This window comes from Bacillus sp. FJAT-27445 (genome assembly GCF_001510665.1).
Taxonomy (GTDB): Bacteria; Bacillota; Bacilli; order Bacillales; family Cytobacillaceae; genus Bacillus_D.
Genome location: NZ_LMTI01000005.1, coordinates 549,421 through 568,378 on the forward strand (window position 1 = coordinate 549,421; position 18,958 = coordinate 568,378).

Consider the following 18,958-nt stretch of genomic DNA (forward strand, 5'->3'; position numbering starts at 1 on the left):
GTTTTACGTAAACGTTTACTCTCAATTATGCGTATTTACATAAACGTTTACCTAGTATTAGAGAATGTTTTTTTAAAAGAATCCGTTTTTTTACCTGTTTACGTAAACGTTTACTCAATAAACTAAAAGGGGAAATTCACATGTTAAAGAAAAAAATCGCAATGGGTTTTATGGGTATTGCCCTTGGAGCAACACTATTGGCAGGCTGTTCTTCAGGTGACGGGGCAAGTGGGGATGGAAAGGTTACTCTTCAATTGTTCTCGAACAAAGGTGAGAACATTCAAACCTATAAAGGGCTCATTAAAGAATTCGAAGGGCAAAACCCTGATATTAAAATCAAGCTCGATGCTCCTCCAGAAGCTGAAACGGTACTCAAGACCCGTTTAACAAAAAATGATCTTCCTGACTTAATGGCCATCGGCGGGAACGCCACTTATGGAGAATTGGCGAGGGCAGGAGTTCTAAATGACTTCTCTGATTCCGAATTGGTCAAAACTGTCCAGCCTTCCTATGTCGATATGATAAGCAGATTGGTTGGCCCGGATAAAGAAGGAACATTTGGATTGCCATATGCTACGAATTCAAATGCGGTCATCTATAACAGGGAGAAGTTCGATGCGCTTGGCCTCGAAGTTCCAAAAACGTGGGATGAATTTGTTGCAGCCTTGGAAAAAGTGAAGCAAGCTGGCGAAATTCCGATTTACTTTACTTTAAAAGATGCCTGGACTGGGATGATTGCTTGGAATTCACTAGGCGCTAATATTGCCGGCGAAGACTTTGCAGAGAAGAAAAATAAAGGCGAAGCGAGTTTCGCAGAAAGCTATGATGAAGCTGCGGACAAGATGCTGACACTCACAAGCTATGGCCACAAAGATAACATGGGAGTTGGGTACGGCGACGGCAACAATGCGTTTGCAAGCGGAAAAGGGGTTTTCTACCTGCAAGGGAACTGGGCTATCCCTGAAATCAAAAAAGCAAACCCTGATATTCAGCTTGGCGTATTCCCGATGCCTGTCACAAACGACCCGGCACAAAACAAACTTGTATCGGGCGTTGACGTTGTCCTGACGATGAATAAAGACACCAAACACAAAGAAGAAGCGACTAAATTCCTTGAATTCATGATGAATAAAGATACGGCGAAAAAGTACACAGACGAACAGAAAGCATTCTCTGCTATTCAGGAAGTTTTCCAGGAAGACCCGGTATTTGAAGGGATCAAAGCAAACTTTGAAACGGGCGCGCTTACTAGCTTCCCTGACCACTATTACCCTGCAGGAATGGGAGCGGACGGCTACCTGCAAGAATTTGTTGCTAAAAAGGACAAGGCAAAGTTCTTGAAAAAATTAGATGCTGAATGGGAAAAGGTTCAAAATCGTTAATAGGAAAGACAGGGCGTCGGCTGTTAAAGGCGCCCTGTCCCTTCTATAATAGGGGGTATTACCTTAATGAAGAAAAGTAACTTTTACTTGTTGGTTGCTGTCCCGGCATTTGTCCTGTTCTTTATCTTTCATACTTATCCTGCTTTACAGGGAATATTTTATAGTTTTACAGATTGGAAGGGCTACGGGGACTGGAATTTTGTTGGACTGAAAAATTATTTAAATGTTTTTAAGGATGACCGGGCAGGGAATGCCTATCTGTTCACGTTTCAATTTGCAATTGTTACGACCATTCTTGTAAATATTATTAGCCTATTGGTGGCGATGGGCTTGAACTCGAAGATTAAGTTCCAAAAAACATTAAGGGCTGTTTATTTTCTGCCTTATATTTTAAGCATTCTGATTGTAGGGTTTATCTTCAACTTTATTTTTGCCCATATGCTTCCACAAGTTGGCGAGGCCTTAGGCTGGGATTGGCTTGCGAAGAATATCTTGGGGGACTCGGACCTTGCCTGGCTGGGAATCGTTCTGGTTGCCGTCTGGCAGTCTGTAGCGTTTAGTACCATTCTTTACTTGGCGGGGCTTGTGACGATTTCAGAGGATTTGTACGAAGCTGCCAGCATTGACGGGGCTGGAGCCTGGAGAAAGTTCTGGAGTATCACGTTCCCGATGATTGCTCCATTTTTCACCATTAATATGGTTTTAGCAATGAAAGGTTTTCTTCAGGTTTTTGACCAAATCGTTGCGTTAACTGGAGGAGGCCCGGGAAGATCGACAGAATCGATTGCGCTTCTCATTTATCGAGGAGGATTTGAAGGCGGGGAGTTCGCTTATCAATCAGCGAACGCTGTATTGTACTTTATCGTCATTGTTGCCATATCGGTCTTCCAACTAAAAATATTGAACAAAAGGGAGGCTGGGTACGAATGATGCAAAAAAGGACAAACTGGACCGTCACCATTTTATTAATCTTAGGCTCATTAGTGATCCTTTTTCCATTGTATCTAACGGTGACCATTGCGCTTAAAACGCCGCCTGAAATGGCAGGAAACCTGTTGGCGCTCCCAAAATCATTGTCATTTGATAATTTTACTCGGGCTATTGAGATGACGAATTTTTTCAATGCTTTAAAAAATAGTGTGATTGTATCTGTGGTTGTCACTTTTTTCACTGTACTGACAAACTCTCTGGTTGCTTATGTAGTTGCAAGGAACATGCACAAAAAACTCTATAAATCTTTGTTCTATTATTTTCTGAGCGCGATGTTTATACCTTTCCCGATTATTATGCTCCCGCTTGTTAAACAAACAAGTGCCTGGGGGATGGATAATTTGGGAGGTTTGATCATTTTATACATTGTTTTTAATCTATCCTTCAATGTTTTTATTTACATTGGTTTTATTCGCTCCATTCCACTTGAACTGGAAGAGGCCGCGATTATGGATGGAGCAAGTTCATGGAAAGTTTTTTGGAAGGTTATTTTCCCTTTGCTTGCACCGATGAATGCAACCGTGGCAATTCTTACTACACTTGGAGCGTGGAATGATTTCATGCTGCCGCTAGTGCTTCTCAGTGACCGGGAAATGGCAACACTTCCATTGGTGCAGTACGTCTTCCAATCCCAGTTCAGTACTGACTATAATCTGGCGTTCGCATCCTATTTAATGGCGCTCGCCCCAATGATTATTGTCTATATTTTTGCACAGAAGTGGGTTATTAGCGGAGTCATGAAAGGTTCTATAAAATAGTAGTACAAGGAAAACTGATAGGAACGGAGTGGATCATTTTGCAAAAGAATTGGTGGAAAGAAAGTGTCATCTATCAAATTTATCCTAGGAGTTTCAATGATTCGAATGGGGATGGAGTAGGTGATTTGAACGGAATTACTGAGAAATTGCCGTACTTAAGCAAATTGGGTATTGATGTTATCTGGCTTTCTCCTGTATACAAGTCCCCAAATGACGACAACGGATATGATATTTCAGACTACCGGGGTATCATGGATGACTTTGGCACAATGGCCGACTTTGATCGAATGCTTGAAGAAGCCCATAAGCATGGAATAAAAATCATGATGGACCTTGTTGTGAACCACTCGAGCGATGAACACGAATGGTTTAAGCAATCCAAATCGTCCAAGGATAACCCTTACCGGGATTATTATATTTGGAAAAAAGGAAAAGATGGGCAGCCGCCAACCAACTGGGGAGCTGCATTCGGCGGAAGTGTCTGGGAATATGACGAACAGACTGATGAGTACTATTTGCATCTTTTTAGCAAAAAGCAGCCAGACCTGAATTGGGAAAATCCTGTCCTAAGGCAGGAAGTGTATGAAATGATGCGCTTTTGGCTCGATAAGGGTGTCGATGGTTTCCGGATGGATGTTATTAACTTCATCTCCAAGGATACCGATTACCCGGAGGGCGAAGTTGAAAATGGATTGCCATATGGGAAGGGCAGCAAGTATTACATGAACGGCCCAAGGATACATGAATTCCTCCAGGAAATGAACCACGAAGCTTTAAGAGGCTATGACACGATCACGGTAGGCGAAATGCCTGGGGTATCCGTTGAGCAAGGAAAGCTTTATACAGGCGAATCAAGAAAAGAACTGAATATGGTTTTCCATTTCGAGCATGTTGGGCTTGGAGATGGAAAGTATGGCAAATGGGATCCAAAGGAATGGAAACTGACCGACTTGAAAAAGATTTTTACAAAATGGCAAAAAGGCCTTGAGAACGACGGCTGGAATAGCCTGTACTGGAGCAACCACGATCAGCCGCGCGCCATTTCCCGATGGGGCAACGATTCGGATGAATATCGGGTGATTTCCGGGAAAATGCTCGCCACCTGCCTTCATATGATGCAAGGTTCACCTTATATTTACCAGGGTGAAGAAATTGGGATGACAAACGTAAAATTCAATTCAATTGAAGAGTATCGGGATATAGAGACATTGAACGCATATCGCGATTTGACCCCAACATTCCTGTCACATGAGGAAATATTCAAGGGAATCCATGAAAGAGGTCGGGATAATGCACGGACCCCGATCCAATGGGACGGAACCCCGAATGCAGGCTTTACGGAAGGAACGCCTTGGATCAATGTGAATCCAAATTATGAAGTCATTAATGTGGAAGCGGCTCTTAAAGACAAGGACTCTATTTTCTATTATTATCAAAAAATGATTCAGCTTAGGAAACAAAATGAAATCATTGTCTATGGAACGTACGATATCATTCTCGAAGAAGATGAACAGATTTATGCCTTCACAAGAACGCTCGAAAATGAACAGCTTTTGGTGGTTTGCAACTTCAGTAAGGAAACACCCGACTTTGTCCTGCCTAAGGGCAGTTCGTACTCTGTTAAAGAGCTGCTGATCTCAAACTATGAAGTGGATACAAATGAGCCAATTGAACAATTTCAGCTCAAGCCTTATGAGGCAAGGGTCTACCGATTAACGAAGTAAGATAATCGAAGGAGGCAGCGGTGCCTCCTTTCTTTATATGGGAGGGAAAGAAATGAAGAAAACCTGGTGGAAGGAAAGCGTCGTTTATCAAGTCTACTGGCGAAGCTTCCTCGATACGGACGGCGACGGGTATGGGGACTTGCGAGGTGTCATCGATAAGCTCGATTATATTCAAACCCTCGGAGCGGATGTGATCTGGCTGAATCCGTTTTATGTGTCACCTGACAAGGATAACGGCTATGATATTGCGGATTACTACTCCATCATGCCAAAGGCGGGTACAATGGAGGATTTCGAAGAATTGCTTGCCGAGGCCAAAAAGAGGGAACTCAAACTAATCATGGACCTGGTTGTCAATCACACTTCCAATGAGCATCCATGGTTTATCGAGTCAAAATCCAGTAAGGATAACCCTAAAAGGGATTGGTATATTTGGAAGGATAGCAAGGATGGCAATCCTCCGAATAATTGGCGTTCCTACTTTTGGCCTTCAACGTGGGAATACGATCAAGTTACCGGGCAATATTACTTTCATTCCTTTGCGGTAGAACAGCCAGATTTGAATTGGGAAAATAGGGAGCTCCGCGAAGCGATTTATAACATGATGCACTTTTGGCTAAAGAAAGGGATTGATGGTTTCCGGCTTGATGCCATCGCCCTCCTTGCAAAACCTGCTGGATTCCCGGATACGGAAGTACCAGAACAAATTAGCTATTTGGCAAACAATCCTGGTGTCCATGATTATTTACAGGAAATGAACAGGGAGGTTTTCAGCCATTATGACGCCTTGATGGTCGGCGAAGTGGCATTCGTTTCGCCTGAAGAAGGGTTGAACTATGTGGATGAAAGCCGGGGGGAATTAAATACCTTATTCCATTTTGAAGTTTGTGACGAAATGCCTGAGTGGGATTTGAAGCGGTTTAAAGATATTCAAAAACGTTGGTATCAAGGGTTGTGGGGGAAGGGCTGGAATTCACAATTCCTTAACAACCATGATCATACCCGATTGGTGACAAGATACGGCAATGATGGGGAATACCGAATGGAATCGGCAAAGCTGTTTGCTGCCATGCTTCATACGCTTCCTGGCATGCCCTATATTTATCAGGGTGAGGAAATTGGCATGACCGGGGTCCGCTTTGATACGATTGACGAATACCAGGATATCGCCATGAAGAACCGGTATTTGGAATTGACTCGTAACGGAGAGGATCCTGAAGAAGTATTAAAGCTTCTTCAACCGCTAAGCAGGGATAACAGCCGTACCCCAATGCAATGGGATTCGAGCATAGATGCCGGATTTACAAGCGGAAGCCCGTGGATTAAGGTGAATCCGAATTACAGGGAAATCAACGTTGAAAATGCCCTGGAAGATGAAGATTCAATTTTTTACTTTTATCAAAAGCTAATAAAATTGAGAAAAAGCAACCCTGTTTTTGTATATGGAGACTACAAGCCGCTTTTGGAAGAACGGGAAGAAGTGTATGCGTATGAACGGAAGCACGAACAGGATAGATTGCTGTATATTGGGAATTTTTCTGAATCGGTCCAGGAAGTAAATCTGGAAGGGGATTTCACTCTAATTGGTGCGGAATTGCTATTAACCAATTACAAGGGGAACGAAAAAGAGGGTAGCATCGTCCGTTTAAAGCCATATGAAGTGAGAGTGTACTTAAAGCAAGATTCTGCTGGTTGAAAAGCAAAACAATGCTGATAGTGCCAATCTGTTTAGGTAGAGACTTTTACTCCTAATCGCCGAATGTTGGCGGAACAAAATATAGAAATAAAAAAAGAGTAGTATTAACGCCAAAAACGTTAAATACTACTCTTTTGCATATTATAGATAAGGATTGAAATTAAATAAAACACATTGAACAAAATGTGCTCTTGTGGTAAAGTTATAAAGATATACATTGTATTTATTTAATTTAAACATATTATTCCTATTATAATTATACAATGTAATCGATGCGATAGTCAACCCTTATCTAAAACTTTTTTTAAGGAGTGTTTTCATGAGTTCGGAATTTCAGCAGGAGCAAAAACGAGTGGACCGTGTAGTGGAGAGGATTACAGAGGAAGTCGACCGTTTGGAAGAGGAAACTGCCAGGCGTAGGAACGAAGTCGTTCAGATCCGCAAAAACTTTTCGGATGAAGTCAAAGTGAATACGGATACCTTTGATGATTTCCTTGAAACCATTATCGGATTGCGGCAAGAGGCTCAAGCTCTGTCCGTAAGCCAAAGTACCCATAAACATGCATCCAAGCGTTTATCCGCGCTGCGCCGAATGCAGGGCGCTCCCTATTTTGGCCGGATCGATTTTATCGAAGAAGGGAATTCTGCTCAGGAACAAATCTATATTGGTATCTCTTCGCTTAGCGATACGGATGGACAAAATTTCCTGATCTACGACTGGAGGGCACCAATCTCAAGTGTCTATTACGATTACCAGCCCGGCCCGGCAAAGTATTCAACACCCGGGGGCATAATCGAAGGCATGTTGGAGAAAAAGTGGCAATATCTTATTCGCGGCGGTGTTCTTCAATCAATGTTCGATACGAGCCTCACGATTGGCGACGAGATTTTGCAGCAGGTTCTCGGCAAAGGGACCGACAAACAGATGCACAGTATCGTAGCGACCATACAACAGGAGCAAAACCGGATCATCCGCCATGACCGCGGGAGGCTGCTCGTTGTTCACGGAGCGGCTGGCAGTGGCAAGACATCGGCAGCGATGCAGCGAATTGCTTATTTGCTTTACAAATATCGAGATCGTCTGAATGCGGATCAAATCATGCTCTTTTCACCTAATACCATGTTTAATAGCTATGTGTCGAATGTTCTGCCGGAGCTCGGTGAAGAGAATATGCAGCAGGTCACTTTTCAGGAATACTTGGACCATCGTCTGAGTAAAGAGTTTCAAGTTGAAAATCCCTACGAGCAATTGGAATATGTTTTCACAGCAGCGAATACTCCTTCGTACGGGCCAAGGGTTGCGGGTATCCGATTCAAAGCATCCACCCGTTTTTTCGAGGCGATTCAATCATACAGACAGTCACTGGAATTTTCAGGAATGCTTTTTAAAGACATTAGCTTCAGAGGGAAACCAATCATTACTGGAAAACAAATAGCACATAGGTTTTACAATCATGACACTTCACTCCGTTTCCATAATAGGCTTGAAAACTTGAAGGATTGGCTAATCAAAATAATAAATGAGGTTCAAAAGATCGAAAGGTCAAAGCCGTGGGTGCTGGAGGAAATCGAGCTCCTGAGCACGGACGATTATCAAAAGGCCCATAGGTACTTAGCGAAAAAACGTGGCTTTAAAAAAGAAACGATTGGCGAATATGAAATGGAGCCATCAGCACTTGCACAATTGCTTGTTCACCAAAAATTGAAGCCGTTACGAAAACGAGTCCGAGCATTTCGTTTCGTCGACTTCAAGGGGATGTACAAACAGCTTTTTGCTGATTCCAATCAGATCAATCAATGGATTGAAGGGGAGACGCCGGGGGAGTGGGATGCCATTTGCCAAGCGACGCTTGAAATGCTGGATAAAGATAAACTGTTCTATGAAGATGCTACTCCGTTTTTACTTTTAAAAGAACTGATTCAAGGTTTTCAGACGAACAGCGCGATCAAACAAATCGTTGTTGATGAAGCCCAGGATTATTCCCCATTTCAATTTGAGTTTTTGAAGCGGTTGTTTCCTGCGGCAAGGATGACTGTGCTTGGCGATTTTAATCAGGCGATATTCGCCCATGCTAGTGAAACGGTTGATTTCAACACACTGGCCAGCCTTTACGGACCGGATGAAACGGAAATGATCAATATAGCGCGGAGCTACCGATCCACAAAACCAATCATCGAATTTACACGAAGGCTCGTTCCGAACGGTGAAAGTATTATCCCTTTTGAACGCGACGGCGAGCGGCCGGTGCTAAAACAAGTGGCCGATCACGAAGAACTGCACAGCTGCATTGCCTCCAAAGTCGCAGAATTCCGAAGCCTGGGGCTTAATAGCATTGCAATCATATGCAAATCTGCCGAGGAAAGTAGAGGTGCATTTGAAGCCTTGTCCAGTAGCATCGATGAAATTAAACTCTTGAAAAGTAACTCGATTGAATACGAACAAGGAGTCGTTGTCGTACCATCGTATTTGTCCAAGGGAATCGAATTCGACGCCGTCATCATTTATGATGCATCGGAGCATGTTTACGGTGATGAGAGCCTGCGCAGAGTTTTCTACACAGCCTGCACTAGAGCCATGCATTATTTGCAGCTTTACAGCGTAGGCGAACCGAGCCCGTTTTTGCGAAAAGTCTTGCAGGAGGGGTTCATCCAATCGGGAAATTAGGAACGAAATTTCAAATTATACAAAGCTGATTATTCACGAAAGTGCCGCTGCACCGAAAAAATAAACAAGGTTCAAATACGATCCCAGACCGGGAAAAATGGAGGCTTCCGATAATGGATGCCTCTTTTTTTATATTTAAACACATATTCACTATAGATACGTTTGTTACCACTTTATGGCGGAAAAATGTACATATTTTGACACTAGTAAAAAAGTTTATAGGATTGGTTGACTGATAATGATTATCATTATATATTAGGGTAGTGAAAAGAATTGAAAAAGATTCTCAATTAAAAATAACAAACAAGAGGTGCAAAGATGAAGAAAAAAGTTTTCGCTTTCAGTATGATCTTTTTGCTAGTTTTCGGTGCATTGGCTGGTTGTGCTAGTTCCAACAATACTGCCAAAAAACAGCCTGCAAAAGAAACCGAAGAAAAGAAAGAGCCTGGAGTAGTCAATCTTTATACAAGCAGGCATTATGAGTCTGATAACGACCTATACAAAATCTTTGAAGAAAAGACAGGAATTAAAGTAAATGTCGTTGAAGGAAAAGGCGATGAATTGATGGAGCGCCTGAATGTAGAAGGAGAAGCAACTGAAGCTGACCTTTATTTCACAGCTGATGCTGGCAACCTTTACGTAGCTAAAGAATCTGATTTGCTGCAGCCTGTAGAAAGTGATGTTCTTTCCAAAAACATCCCGGAAAATCTTCGTGACGATGAGAACTATTGGTTTGGAATGGCAAAAAGGGCCCGTGTCCTTGTATATGCGAAAGACCGTGTAAAGCCTGAAGCGCTGTCTACATATGAGGCGATGGCACAACCGGAATGGAAAGGAAAAGTTGTTGCGCGCCCAGCGGACAATATGTACAACATTTCACTGCTGTCATCTTTTATAGAAGTAATGGGTGAAGACAAAGCAAAAGAATGGGCAAAAGGATTTGCAGCTAATATGGCTAGGGATCCACAAGGAAATGACAGAGACCAGGCAAAGGCTGTTGTAGCTGGCGAAGCGGATGTAGCGCTTATGAATACGTACTATGTGGGGCTTATGTCAGTTTCTGAAGATCCCGAAGAGAAGAAGGTAGCTGAACAAGTTGGGGTTTTCTTCCCGAACCAGGAAACAACAGGAACCCACATTAACGTAAGCGCCATTGCTGTAACAAAGTATGCAAAGAACAAAGAGAACGCAATCAAGTTCATGGAATTCTTATCAAGTGAAGAAGCACAGGGAAAATTTGCCGAAGTTAACTTCGAGTATCCGGCTAATCCTAACGTTGAGCCATCAGAATTTCTAAAATCATGGGGCGAGTTCAAAGAACAGGATATTAAACTATCCGTTCTTGGAAAAAATCAGCAGCGGGCTATAAAAATCTTCAACGAAGTAGGCTGGAAATAATTCAATGAATCAATTGCCGGAGTACCCGTAGGGTGCTTCGGTAAAATCGTTCACAGAAAATACTATTTCAATTGAGAATGATTTTCGTTATAATTTAGTAGAAGGTAAGTAACACAAACATCATCTGAATAGGTTAAAGGAAGTGTCACCGTTGAGACTGAGCAGATTTGTGAAACAACAACTTAATATTTGGTCCCTGCTCAGCCTGGTTCTGATCATTATCATCCTGATACCGAATATCATCATTGGAGCTCAGCTTTTTTCTGAACCGAATGAAAACTGGCAGCATATTAAGGAATATTTGTTGAAAGATTATATCCGAAATACTCTGGTAATTATTTTTTTCACAGGCATTGCAACGACTGCCATAGGAACCAGCTTAGCCTGGTTAGTTGCCATGTATGATTTTCCGTTAAAAAAGTTCCTGAATTGGGCATTAATATTGCCCCTGGCCATCCCGCCGTATATCGCTGCTTATACGTATCACGGAATCGTGAACTATACAGGGGTCATTCAAACGACACTTAGAAATTCATTTGACATCACTGTAAATCAAAAATACTTCAATATCATGAACATCCAGGGTGCGGTATTCATCTTTACAGTGTGCCTTTTCCCTTATGTATATACGATTACAAAAAGTTTTTTTCAAAATCAATCTTCATCAATGATTGAGAATGCCAGGCTTCTTGGAGGAAGCTCTTTATCGATATTTTTCCGGGTGGCATTGCCGATATCCAAAGCTTCCATCGTGGGGAGTGTAACGCTGGTCATTCTGGAAGTACTCAATGATTTTGGAGTGGTCGGCTACTTCGGGATCCAAACATTCAGCACTGCAATTTTCCGGACATGGTACGGGATGAAGGACTTGGATTCCGCGCTTAAGCTTGCCGGATCGTTAATGCTTTTGGTCATCATTGTCCTTGTCCTTGAGAAAATACTGCGGGGAAGGCAGCGGTATAGCTTTTCCTCTACAAAGGTTCGCCCCATTCAGCCTAAAAAATTGAAGGGCATAAAAGCAGGGCTCGTTTTCGCCTACACCTTTGGGATTTTTTCAATAGCCTTTATCGTACCACTCCTTCAGCTAATTAGATGGGCGTCCATGACATATGAGAAAGTGCTGAATAAGGATTTCTTGCTTCTTACCTATAACTCCATTTTTGTGGCTTCGATAGCTGCGATTATAATTGTGATTATCGCACTTGTGATTTCCAACTATACGAGGCTGCATCAGGGGATTGTTTCAAAATTTTTCTCAAGAGTGACAACGCTTGGCTATTCTATCCCGGGAGCCGCAATCGCTATCGCGTTCATTATGATTTTTCTATGGATGGATACGACAAATAAAGAATTTTTGGCAAAAATCAACATGGAGCCGACCATTGTATGGCGAACGACCCTGGTCATGCTGGTTTCCGCCTATATCATCCGGTTTTTGGCGATTGGGTATAACTCCATCGAATCTGGGTTTGAAAAGGTCGGCAATAGTTTTACGGAAGCATCCCGAATGCTGGGTGCCTCCACTATGAAAACTTTTTTCCGGGTAGACCTCCCATTGGTAAAAGGAGCTGTTTTCAGCGGCTTTATTCTCGTCTTTGTCGATATTCTGAAAGAACTGCCATTGACTCTATTTTTACAGCCGTTCAATTTTTCAACCCTTGCCACCCAGGCATATAAGTATGCAAATGATGAGAGAGTGCAAGAAGCATCATTGGCCTCATTGTTAATCATCCTATTAAGCGGAATCTTTATTTTCTTTTTCCATAAACTCGCAGATAAGGAGAGCAGCTAATGTTTATACAAATAAAAGATCTAAACTATAAATATAAAAATGCAAAAGAAGCTGTCATCAAAAACTTTTGCCTGGATATTGAGAGAGGCGAAATTGTTTCGATTCTCGGTGAAAGCGGAAGTGGAAAGAGTACGATTCTTAGGTTGATCGCGGGGCTTGAATGTCCTCAAGACGGTTCGATTAACATTTGCGGGGAAACAGTTTGCAACCGTTCTTGTTTTATCGCACCTGAAAAAAGGGGAATTGGTTTTGTATTTCAGGATTATGCTCTTTTCCCGCATATGACTGTGGCTAAAAACATTCTGTTCGGTTTGAAAAAGAAAAGCAGGAAAGAAAAGCGTGAACGCTTAGATGAAATGCTGAATCTCGTTAATCTGTCTGACTATGCCAACCGTTACCCTCATGAATTAAGCGGCGGACAGCAGCAACGTGTCGCACTTGCGAGAGCACTTGCTCCGGAACCTTCTTTATTGATCCTGGATGAGCCATTCAGCAATCTCGATGCGGGCTTGCAGGAAAAAATCAGAGGCGAGCTCAGAGCAATTATTAAAAAGACCGGCATCACATCGATTTTCGTCACCCATGACCAAGAAGATGCACATGCCATGGCAGACCGCATTGTCTACATCGAAAACGGTAAAGTTAAGACCTCATCAGTGAGAGCGGAGAAAAAACAACCAGCACTGTCATTAGTCTAGCTGTTCCCTGGTCAACGGATTTGCATGAACAGTGCTATCTACCAAAAAAATGATTATACCAATATATAAGGTCCACGCCTGCTCGTTAAGGTGTGGATCTTTTTTTTTGCATTTTCCCTTAGAAAAAGTAAATTGATAAACTTAACGGATCATCGTTTTTAATATCGCTATCGGGCAGGTCCAGCTTATTACGCGTTAGATATTTGAAAAAGGTATAAATAGTTTATGACGGATTTAATTCAACTAACTTGGCAGTTTAAAAGTGATTCGAAACTATGTATGGATTATGATGGGATTATAGCAAATATGGAGGAAGTATCCAGATGTTTAAATAGTTTAATTTTGACATAATTTATCGTAAAAATGGTTGGAGCAATCAATGCTCCAACCATTTCTTCGCTATTTTACTTACCAAAATGCCTGTTAATTCTAACACAAATTACTAAGTAGATAGCACCGTTAATTCAAATTTTGTACTTTATAACCAAACCCCTTCGTTATGTCTTTGCCTGTTTTTTGGTAAGGTGTCTCTTTGGGTTTGGTAAGTATATCCACAGATAACGATACGGATTAACTTTTCTGAGATGGCAGAGAAAGGTAGAGTTCTTTCTTTATTGCCGATTAATTAGTTTAATTCAAAATATTTGAATTAAAATATTATTGTCCTATAATTATTGATAGATACCCGTTGTACTCTATTCATTGCGTATCTAAATCTTTTTAAGATAGATATGGACTATATCAATAGATTGACGCCCGGGGTAATCATATACATCACGAAGGGGGAAGCAAGATGAATATTCAAACTGCGTTAGTTGAAGAAAAAGGGAATATTCGATTGGAAAATGTACAGATCGCAGAACCTAAATCAGATGAGGTTCTAGTAAGAATGGTTGGTACAGGGATCTGTCATACAGATTTAAGCGTTTCTGAACAAGAAATCTCTACGCCGCTTCCTATTGCATTAGGACATGAAGGGGCAGGAGTTGTTGAAAAAGTAGGGCCAGGCGTAACTGATTTTAATGTAGGCGATCACGTAGTAATTGGATTTACCTACTGTGGTACTTGTCCTGCATGCAAACAGGGAAAACAAGGAAGTTGTGAAAATATAGGTGCTCTTAATTTTGGCGGAACGATGAAAGATGGGACAACACGTCTAACTCATGAAGATAAGGAAGTAGCTACACTTTTTGGTCAATCTTCTTTGGCGACGTATTCTATAGCTCATGTTGATAGCCTTGTAAAAGTTGATAAAGATGTAGATTTAACTATTTTAGGTCCTTTAGCTTGTGGGATCCAAACTGGGGCAGGAACGGTTTTGAATGTATTAAATCCAGAAGAAGGTTCAACTATAGCTGTTTTTGGATGCGGTGGAGTGGGTCTTAGCGGAATTATGGCGGCCAAGTTGTTAAACTGTGAAACTATTATCGCGGTAGATATTGATGAAGAACGCTTAGCCTTGGCAAAAGAGTTAGGCGCCACTCATACCTTAAATGGGAATGAAGTTGACGTTGTAAGTGAAATTCATAAAATTACAGGAAAAGGTGCGCAATATGCTTTTGAAGCGACTGGCGTTCCAGCATTAGTCCTTCAGTCTATCAGAAGTTTAGCAGTAGGTGGAACAGTTGCAGTCGTTGGCGTAGGTGGAGAAGCATCCATCCATATTCATGATGACTTGGTTGCCCCAAATCGTACCGTTGTAGGGGCAACAGAGGGACATTCTAACCCGCCTGTATTTATCCCACAGTTAATTAATTACTATAAGGAAGGTAAGTTTCCATTCGATAAACTTATCAAGAAATATCCGTTTGAACAAATTGAAACAGCTATTGCAGATATGAAGAGTGGAAAAGCAATCAAACCTGTAGTAACTTTTGAATAATGAAAAATAGGAACAGGTACCTCGGTCTTTTAAGCCTAGGTACCTGTTTTTTGTTTTTAGAAAAATTAAGGATTCTAGTGGTCTTTTCGACAATTACCAATAATGGGTGCTCATCTGACGAGGAAGTATAACTGTGATAAAAGAGGGAGCTTAACTCAGGCTGTGCCAGGCAGCGTTCTATAAAAAATGCAGAAATAATGGAAAAGGCTGACCACTATTTGGTCAGCCTCATTTACTTTCTACGATTCCGCCTTAACAGCTTTATCTTTTTCAAAAAAGACAATAAGCCCTGGCAGGAGGATTCCCCGGATCAGGAATGTATCGAGCAGGATGCCAACTGCGACGATGAAGCCAAACACGAACAACAGCTGAATTGGCTGGGTCATCAGGACTGCAAATGTCGCTGCAAGAATCAGGCCTGCGGAAGAAATGACTCCGCCTGTATTGGCTACCGCTATCTCGACGGCCTTCTTTACAGGATGCTTCTTCCTTTCCTCCTGAAAACGGGACACCAGCATAATGTTGTAATCAATTCCGAGCGCAACCAGGAATACGAACGAATAAAGCGGAACCCGGTTTGAAATTGTATCAATATCGAAGAACAGGTTCGTCAGGAACATTCCCAAACCAAGCGCAGCCAGGAATGAAACAAGAATGGTTCCCATCATGTAAATCGGCATGCGGATCGTTTTGGTCAGAACAATTAGCATGACAAAGATGAGAAGTGTTTCAAGGGCAACGATGACGATCAGGTCACGGTCATTAGTCGATCTGTCGTCGACCGAGCCCGCCGTTTCACCCGCGAAATAAAGCTTGCCATCCAGGCCGCTATCGTCGGCGATTTTTTCCTTATCAGTTATAATCGCTTCCATCGCATCCATTGCTTCAACAGAATAAGGGCTTTCCACAAATGTCAGCTGATAATTCAGGACTCTGCCTTCTTCCGCAACACCATTCAGGCGGACATTGCTGACAAGGGCTTTTGAGGAGAGTTCTGTTGCAAGCGCCTTTTGCTGGTCTTCAGAAACAGCTTCCTTGCCTTCGTATATGACGGTTGTAGGAGCTAGGTCGCCTTTTTCAAACTTTTCCTCAAGAATGTTATAGCCCTTTCGCGAAGGCATGTCTTCCGGAAATGAATTCATTGTATTGAATTCATACTTCAAATTGAACATATTGCCCGCAGATAGCAACAGGAAGGCTGAAACAAGTGCAACCGCCACACCTGGCTTGCTCGTTACAAAACGGCCAACCCTGCTCCAGATTGAATTTGATTTTACTTTTTCCTCTCCAACCCGAGGCACTTTTGGCCAGAACGATTTTCTTCCGAAAAGTGTGAACAGGGCAGGCACCAATGTAATCGAAGCAATCATGATGACGGCCAATGCCATCGCAAACGTTGGAGCAAAGTTTCGGTAGTCGCCAAACTCTGCAAAGAACAGAACAAGCATCGCAGCAAGGACTGTACCGCCGGAGAAGAATACCGGCATGCCTGTTTCACGCATCGCAAGCTTCATTGCCTCAAATTTATCTTCATGATCCTTCAACTCCTCGCGGAAGCGCGAGAACACAAATAAGGAGTAATCGATAACGGCGGCAAACAGGAGGATCGACATAATCGACAAAGTCTGATTGCCGATCTCAAGTCCTGCCATTCCCATCAAACCAAGAATCTGCATCACGGCTTCGTAGACGAATGCCGCAGCCAGTAGCGGGATCAGCGCCAATAAAGGCGAGCGATAAATAACGATAAGCAATACAAGTATGAGGCCAACTGTGGATAAAATGAGTACTACATCAGCCCGGGAAAATAAATCAAGCGAGTCAGCTGCAATACCCGCGGGACCCGTAATATAGAGATTCAACTCTGAAGCATCGCCAACTACTTCCTCTATTTTTTCCTTGGAGGCTTTAATTTCTTTATTTTCCAATGATTCGTCAAGTGTTAACGGAACGACCGCCGTTGTTTTATCCTCTGAGAAAAAACCGGCAGCAGCCTGTGGCGGCAACGCTGATAATGGAATGACTTCAACAACGCCTTTAATGTCTGCCGCAACGATTTCATCCGTAATGGATGCAAGGTCTTCGAGGGCAATCTCTCCTTTGTCCGCCTGGAACACTAAAATTGCAGGAATTCCTGCATTATCTGAAAAGTATTGATCCGCTTTAGATTGGGCAATAACCGACTGGGCATCTTCCGGCAGTGAATCAATGCTAGTAACCTCGTATTCTTTTGCCCCGGGTGCAAACACTGCCATGGCCATTGTAACAACAAGCCAGATGGCCAATGTCGTCCACATGCCTTTTTTAGTCGTCACCCGGTCTGTAATTGCCTGCAGAAATCTTCTCATTCTCCCGCTTCCTTCCTTTTCCTTATTCCAAAGTGACAACCCTGTCACTTTCAGTCAAAAAAAATGACACTGCTGTCCCAGAAAATTATCCTTCAAAGTGACAGCAGTGTCAATTAAATATTTCTTAACATTCCAGTAGCAATTATATCCTTTATAGCCGCAACCCACTTATCATGTGGAATTCCGAAATGATTGGGGATTGATACAGATTGAAAAATATAACCGAGGATCAGCGAATCGGGAAGCTCCGGTTTGAGTATCCCTTCCTGCCGCCCAGACTTAATAAAACCTTCCATGCTGTGATACATCTGTACATGCAGCTTTTCGAGCTGCGCAATGTTTTCCCGCACTTTTTCATTCACATCGGCACGTACATGCTGGCCAATTTCAATAAGCTTGTGAAGCTTTTGGTTTTTAAACATAAGGCTAAGCAGGAAATCGAATTTCCGTTCAAAACCTTCAATCGATTCAATTTCTTTTACTTCAGCAAGGAACTGGCCCATTTCATAGAGCATGAAATCCGCAATCAGTTCCTCACGGTTTTCATAGTATTTATACAATGTTCCTCTGGACACATTAAGGTGCTCGGCGAGAATACTAAAGGTAAACCCCTCATATCCATGCTCAAGCAACAGGCTTTGCGTCACTTGAAACAGTTCTTCAGTTGAAAACTTTCGGTCACGCGCCATACTAGATCTCTCCTTATGTTTACCAAAGCACTCCCATTCAGCCTTGATGGTATCATCTTCTTAAAAAACGTTCAACCTGAATTCAGTGATCGAGAACGTCTTAACTGCCCAAGCTGCCTCTCGTACGTATTCCTGATTGCTCTATTTAGTTTAGTAGCCAAAAAATTACAACTCTGAAATATTTGTAACAAAAATAGTTTTTTAGTGTAACGTGATTGTTACATTGAATTGCTATGATATTCCTACCAAGGAAGTTAAAGGGGAATAGACTTTGAAAAAGACCATCCTGAGCATCGTTACAGCCATTTTAGTGCTTTTCGGTTTTTCGAACGCTTCTTTAGCCGCTGGAGATACATATAAGGTTCAAAAAGGTGATAGCCTATGGGGCATCGCCAAGAAACATAACATAACCGTAATTCAATTAAAAACATTGAACAACTTGAAATCAGATAAAATCGAGCTAAATCAGGTTTTAAAACTCAGCAGCACGGAAGAGGCACCGGCGAAAAAGCCCGCTGCCAAACCAGCAGCTGCGCAAAAGGGCTACAAAGAAATCACAGTAAAGGCAACAGCCTACACAGGCAGTTGCAAAAGCTGCAGCGGCATCACTTCCACAGGCATCAACCTGAAAAAGAACCCGAACGCGAAAGTCATTTCGGTCGATCCAACGCTGATCCCGCTTGGGACAAAAGTATATGTCCCTGGATACGGCGAAGCGATTGCTGGTGATAAGGGTTCAGCGGTGCGCGGAAATAAAATCGATGTATTTATCCCTGACCACAAAAAAGCGCTCCAGTGGGGAACGAAGACGATTAAAGTTAAAGTGTATTATTAAGAATGAGAGTTTGCCGCGATGCCGCCGCAGGCTCTTTTTTGTAAATCGAAAACCCCGGGCTAGGCCCGGGGTTCCAAAAAGCTTTCAGCGTGGTATTAAAA

Annotated in this window: 13 protein-coding genes; 11 read left to right on the plus strand and 2 right to left on the minus strand. The window is 42.4% G+C overall.

The features are described from left to right. Window positions 1-140 precede the first annotated feature (140 nt). The 10 genes from AR337_RS17350 to AR337_RS17395 all read left to right on the plus strand — a co-directional run bounded on the left by AR337_RS17350 (window position 141) and on the right by AR337_RS17395 (window position 14,985). The gene (locus tag AR337_RS17350; RefSeq protein ID WP_059173259.1) at window positions 141-1,382 is read left to right on the plus strand and encodes an ABC transporter substrate-binding protein; all 1,242 of its coding nucleotides are present in this window, start codon (window positions 141-143) and stop codon (window positions 1,380-1,382) included. A gap of 66 nt (window positions 1,383-1,448) precedes the next feature. Beyond that, window positions 1,449-2,312, plus strand: coding sequence for a carbohydrate ABC transporter permease (locus tag AR337_RS17355; RefSeq protein WP_059173260.1), 864 nt, complete (start codon window positions 1,449-1,451; stop codon window positions 2,310-2,312). Then, entirely contained in the window at window positions 2,312-3,130 is an 819-nt protein-coding gene (locus tag AR337_RS17360) for a carbohydrate ABC transporter permease (protein WP_059173316.1), read from the plus strand. The genes AR337_RS17355 and AR337_RS17360 overlap by 1 nt, the downstream gene beginning before the upstream one ends. A gap of 38 nt (window positions 3,131-3,168) precedes the next feature. Then, window positions 3,169-4,854 (plus strand): alpha-glucosidase, encoded by a 1,686-nt coding sequence (locus AR337_RS17365; RefSeq protein ID WP_059173261.1) that lies wholly within the window; start codon window positions 3,169-3,171, stop codon window positions 4,852-4,854. 52 nt (window positions 4,855-4,906) lie between these two features. Beyond that, complete coding sequence (locus AR337_RS17370) at window positions 4,907-6,550, plus strand: alpha-glucosidase (protein WP_059173317.1); 1,644 nt, start codon at window positions 4,907-4,909, stop codon at window positions 6,548-6,550. A 319-nt stretch (window positions 6,551-6,869) separates the two neighbouring features. Then, window positions 6,870-9,215, plus strand: a complete 2,346-nt coding sequence (gene helD / locus AR337_RS17375) for an RNA polymerase recycling motor HelD (RefSeq protein WP_059173262.1) — start codon at window positions 6,870-6,872, stop codon at window positions 9,213-9,215. Window positions 9,216-9,533: 318 nt separating this feature from the next. After that, on the plus strand, window positions 9,534-10,613 hold the full coding sequence (locus AR337_RS17380) for a Fe(3+) ABC transporter substrate-binding protein (RefSeq protein ID WP_059173263.1): 1,080 nt from the start codon (window positions 9,534-9,536) through the stop codon (window positions 10,611-10,613). Between the two features lie 157 nt (window positions 10,614-10,770). Continuing rightward, entirely contained in the window at window positions 10,771-12,405 is a 1,635-nt protein-coding gene (locus tag AR337_RS17385; RefSeq protein WP_059173318.1) for an iron ABC transporter permease, read from the plus strand. Next, window positions 12,405-13,103 (plus strand): ABC transporter ATP-binding protein, encoded by a 699-nt coding sequence (locus tag AR337_RS17390; protein WP_059173264.1) that lies wholly within the window; start codon window positions 12,405-12,407, stop codon window positions 13,101-13,103. Before AR337_RS17385 ends, AR337_RS17390 begins: the two co-directional genes overlap by 1 nt. A 793-nt stretch (window positions 13,104-13,896) precedes the next feature. Beyond that, window positions 13,897-14,985 (plus strand): NAD(P)-dependent alcohol dehydrogenase, encoded by a 1,089-nt coding sequence (locus tag AR337_RS17395; RefSeq protein ID WP_059173265.1) that lies wholly within the window; start codon window positions 13,897-13,899, stop codon window positions 14,983-14,985. Between the two features lie 239 nt (window positions 14,986-15,224). Here AR337_RS17395 and AR337_RS17400 read toward each other — a convergent pair whose 3' ends face one another. Both AR337_RS17400 and AR337_RS17405 read right to left on the minus strand, forming a co-directional pair. After that, entirely contained in the window at window positions 15,225-17,333 is a 2,109-nt protein-coding gene (locus tag AR337_RS17400) for an MMPL family transporter (RefSeq protein ID WP_059173266.1), read from the minus strand. A 113-nt stretch (window positions 17,334-17,446) separates the two neighbouring features. Next, window positions 17,447-18,022 carry a TetR/AcrR family transcriptional regulator gene (locus tag AR337_RS17405; protein ID WP_059173267.1) on the minus strand — a complete coding sequence of 192 codons (576 nt, stop codon included), beginning with the start codon at window positions 18,020-18,022 and terminating at the stop codon, window positions 17,447-17,449. Window positions 18,023-18,293: 271 nt separating this feature from the next. Between AR337_RS17405 and AR337_RS17410 the strand changes: the two genes are divergently transcribed. Further along, complete coding sequence (locus AR337_RS17410) at window positions 18,294-18,857, plus strand: 3D domain-containing protein (RefSeq protein ID WP_059173268.1); 564 nt, start codon at window positions 18,294-18,296, stop codon at window positions 18,855-18,857. Window positions 18,858-18,958: the final 101 nt, after the last annotated feature.